Consider the following 3,611-nt stretch of genomic DNA (forward strand, 5'->3'; position numbering starts at 1 on the left):
TGGCATTCAAAGCGATAGCGTGGCCTGTCTGGGCAATGGTAGATGGCAGGTTAAAGCCACTAGTTTTAGTCAGGTTGAGCAAAACGGTGCCCAGTACCGCACCGCAAGCAAGAGCGACCCCTTCCTTGATGTGGTAATCGATCAAATAATAGAGGGAGCAGCATTAAATAAACAACAAGAACGTGAAGCCATCAACAAGGCTTGGGCAAATAACGGTGATTAAAAGAGGATAAGCTTATGAAAAAGATGTATTTAATTGCAGTAATGGTATTTTTAGCTTCAATCATGGCCGGTTGTGCCAGCGGGCCACAGTATCGCGCAGCGAAAAATGGCGGCAATGGTTACAGTGATATCAAAGTCGCCAATGATAGATATCGCGTTCAGTACACCAGCACAACTGAAGATGTGTTGACCGTGACAAATCATGCCTTATTTCGAGCCGCTGAATTGTCTAAAATGCAAGGTTACGACTGGTACGTTGTGACGAGTCGAGAAACCTTTGTAGACCGAGAAGAAGTCAAGCCCAATACAAGTTTGAGCATGACACACGCTCAAACCTTGTCACGAGACTGTGGTTTACTGACGTGTACTGAGCGCCGCCAACCGGTTAACACTATGGGAGTTGAACTGGCTAGCAATCGAGCGCGCACTGAGGTGCAGAGTATTCTAGAAGTTAGAATGGGTAAGGGAATGCAACCTAATGAGGATAGCTATAGTGTGGCTGATGTCTTAGAAAATCTTCAACCAAAGTAAAAGGGCGGAGGGCGTGTTGATATGTGACCTTGATTAAAGTTCATACAGCAAGGATCAGCACGCCCTAGTGTAAATAGCCAAGACCTTGATTCAAGGGCGTATCGGGTATTTGCTCTCTAGGTAGGCTAAACCATAATACAGTGTTGTCTAATGGTGTATCTTTAGATAGTTGGGGATTGGTTAAGGTAATGATAGTGCGTTCTGAAAGCTTTGATTTGTCAATTAATACTTGGTTATAGGTGTAGAACAGTGTGTCAAATGAGCCATCTTCGATTGCCTCTTCAAGACCTTGTTGGATATCATTAGCCAATTTATTGTTGTCTTTTTTGACAAAGTAATACATGGCGGTTGGGTAATAAAGTAGCAGTTTTTTTTCTGCCGCTAATTGTTGTTCGGGGCGTTGTGATAGTTCAAGCCAAACTTCCGTGATAGACCGAGGAAAGTATTCAAAGCGACCTTTTTGCAACATCTCAAATAAACGGTCGTAATTGGTAGAGGTCTCTACCACTAAGCCATTACTTTTCAGAATGTCGGTATCAGGCCAGTCAAGTCCTTGCCCAGCGACTAATTTTTTGAGTTGTTTTAGGTTGTTAATGTTGTCGAACAATGGTTGATTCTGTTCTTTTATTATCAATACACGCCAGCCAATCAAGCCTTTTAAAATTGGGATCCTGACAGGTAAAAAGTCCTTTTCTCGTTCAAGGTTGGTCATGGTCCAGACGACATCTAAACCACCCTCATCGTGCAGTAGTTTTAAGGCGCGACTTTGAGTAGTGGCTTCATCCGACTTTATTAGTTTGTAGGGGCTTGATGATTTAGACAGTGCTAAGGCCAATAATTCTAGGGGGTATTTAACTCTTATGTCGTATTGCGACTCTGAATTAGGGTAATGAATTTCAGTATATTCGCTTTTTGCCAGCCCCTGCATTGAGGTCAAAATAAACAGAATAAACACACTTACTGAGCAGAGGTAAGGGCGTATAGAGGTGTGATTAATGCAATACATTAACTCATCCTAGTTGACTGATAGATTTGCAAAAAACTACGAGTAGGCGGCTGTTAGTTTCTTTCTGTATCAGTGTAGTCTGCTTTAAAAATATTTGCAGATTATTGATTTTTAGGGTTTTAGATCGTCTTACGCTCATCGGGTAAGGACTTAGCCAAACATTCTGTTTATATGTATATCATGGATATTCGGATTACTTTGGGGCTCTGAGTTCTATAATTCTTTAACGCTATATTCCTGGCTTACTGGTACGTTTAATTGTGGGTAAATTGTTTAAAAAATAATTAATTACCAATTTCCTATATTTGTTGCTTTATTGGGCTTAAGATAAGCAAAGAGCGGTATTGCTGAATTTTTAAGACTAAACAAGCCCTTATCGTTTTATACCAATCCCATTTTAGGTGTCATATTGCTTGTTTTGAACCTACGTGTCGTGGCTAATGTTATTGTTCAATGGTTCGATAACAATACAGAACTGCAAAAGTCTTTTGAGGAAAAAACATGTTTGGAAATCGCCAGAAAATACAAGAATTAGAAAAAAAAATTAGCGAGCTAACAAAAGATAAACATGATTTGTCAGCGCAACTTGATGCCGCTTTAAAAGCCCAGCAAAAAGCGAAACACGAGGCTGAAAACGTTGCAATCCAATCAAAAGCTGAGCGCACGATCAATACCTTATTTGTTGGTTCAATAGACATGCTAGATGCGGTGCGCCAAGAAGTGGCAAGCTCTGCCCAACGTATTGCCGATGAAAAATTACGTTTAGAAAATTCCTTAAGTGATTTTACCCACATCAGCACGACGTTGACTGAATGTGTACATGTGTTGAAAAATTTAACCAGCAAGTCAGATGAAATCAGTCAGTCAATAGGGAAATTGTCGCAGTCAGCTTTAGAAATTGAATCCTTTGTCTCGCAAATACAATCTCTGTCGGCACAAACGAATTTATTGGCGTTAAATGCAGCTATTGAGGCGGCGAGAGCGGGTGAGCAAGGGCGAGGTTTTGCGGTTGTTGCAGATGAAGTGAGAACGTTAGCAGGACGTTCTGCACAAGCGTCAGATAAGATCTCGGCTTTAACTTCTGCTACAACAGAGCAAACCTCTAAAGTATCCACCTACATCAACGAAAATAACGATCAGACAGCCGCTGTGTCTCAATCAGCTGCGGATATAAATAATTCGGTAACCGATATCGCAACGATGGCCCGTAGTATGTCTAAAGTGATTTCAGCTGCCAGTTTGAGCGCGTTTATCCAAACGGTCAAATTAGATCACTTAGTGTGGAAAGTGGATATTTACAAAGTATTGCGCGGAGAGTCTAAAAAGAGCGGTAGTGATATCGCTGATCAGAGCCAATGTCGCTTAGGTCGCTGGTATAACGAAGGTGAAGGTAAACGTTTATTTTCAGACCTAAATGAATTTAAACAGTTAGAACAACCCCATGTTGCCCTGCATCAAGCAGGTAAAGAAGCCTTAAAAGCGAAGGCTGACGGTCAGCTTGACAAAGTGGCGGACGCCCTAGGCCGAATGGAAAAAGCCAGCATGCAGGTTTTTGATAAATTAACTAGCATCGAGGCTAAGGCCAAGTCCCTCTAAGTCAATCAGGCGACTCGCGCATTTGCGGTGCAAGTCGCTATCTATTCTATTATGGGCAATTGTATTGTTATACATAGACCGCCAATGGTGTTAGGTGCTGCGTAAATGTTACCTTGGTGCGCCGCTACAATATTGCGACAGATACTTAAACCTAAGCCGGCCCCTGAATTGCGTCGCGTTCTAGCACTATCTTTTCTATACAAGGGTTCGAATAATAGTGCGCATTCCTGTTGGTTAACCGAAGGGGCGTTAGCAA

Annotated in this window: 4 protein-coding genes and 2 pseudogenes; 4 read left to right on the top strand and 2 right to left on the bottom strand. The window is 41.9% G+C overall.

All coding sequences use genetic code 11. The features are described 5' to 3' along the window. Together NWQ57_RS10640 and NWQ57_RS10645 are read left to right on the top strand one after the other, a co-directional pair. Positions 1–223 (top strand): annotated as a pseudogene (locus NWQ57_RS10640) (hypothetical protein); the annotation flags it as partial. Between the two features lie 14 nt (positions 224–237). Then, positions 238–753 carry a hypothetical protein gene (locus tag NWQ57_RS10645; RefSeq protein ID WP_306022130.1) on the top strand — a complete coding sequence of 172 codons (516 nt, stop codon included), beginning with the start codon at positions 238–240 and terminating at the stop codon, positions 751–753. 64 nt (positions 754–817) lie between these two features. On the opposite strand, the gene NWQ57_RS10650 is transcribed toward NWQ57_RS10645, so the two are convergent. Beyond that, complete coding sequence (locus NWQ57_RS10650; RefSeq protein ID WP_306022131.1) at positions 818–1,759, bottom strand: ABC transporter substrate-binding protein; 942 nt, start codon at positions 1,757–1,759, stop codon at positions 818–820. A 696-nt stretch (positions 1,760–2,455) separates the two neighbouring features. Between NWQ57_RS10650 and NWQ57_RS22660 the strand changes: the two are divergent. Further along, positions 2,456–2,938 (top strand): annotated as a pseudogene (locus NWQ57_RS22660) (methyl-accepting chemotaxis protein); the annotation flags it as partial. A 33-nt stretch (positions 2,939–2,971) separates the two neighbouring features. Beyond that, positions 2,972–3,355, top strand: coding sequence for a CZB domain-containing protein (locus tag NWQ57_RS22665; RefSeq protein WP_372340908.1), 384 nt, complete (start codon positions 2,972–2,974; stop codon positions 3,353–3,355). Between the two features lie 41 nt (positions 3,356–3,396). Here NWQ57_RS22665 and NWQ57_RS10660 read toward each other — a convergent pair. Then, on the bottom strand, positions 3,397–3,611 hold a 215-nt coding region (locus NWQ57_RS10660), incomplete at its 5' end, for an ATP-binding protein (RefSeq protein WP_306022133.1).

It is taken from the genome of Paraglaciecola sp. (assembly GCF_030730205.1).
Classification (GTDB): Bacteria; Pseudomonadota; Gammaproteobacteria; order Enterobacterales; family Alteromonadaceae; genus Paraglaciecola.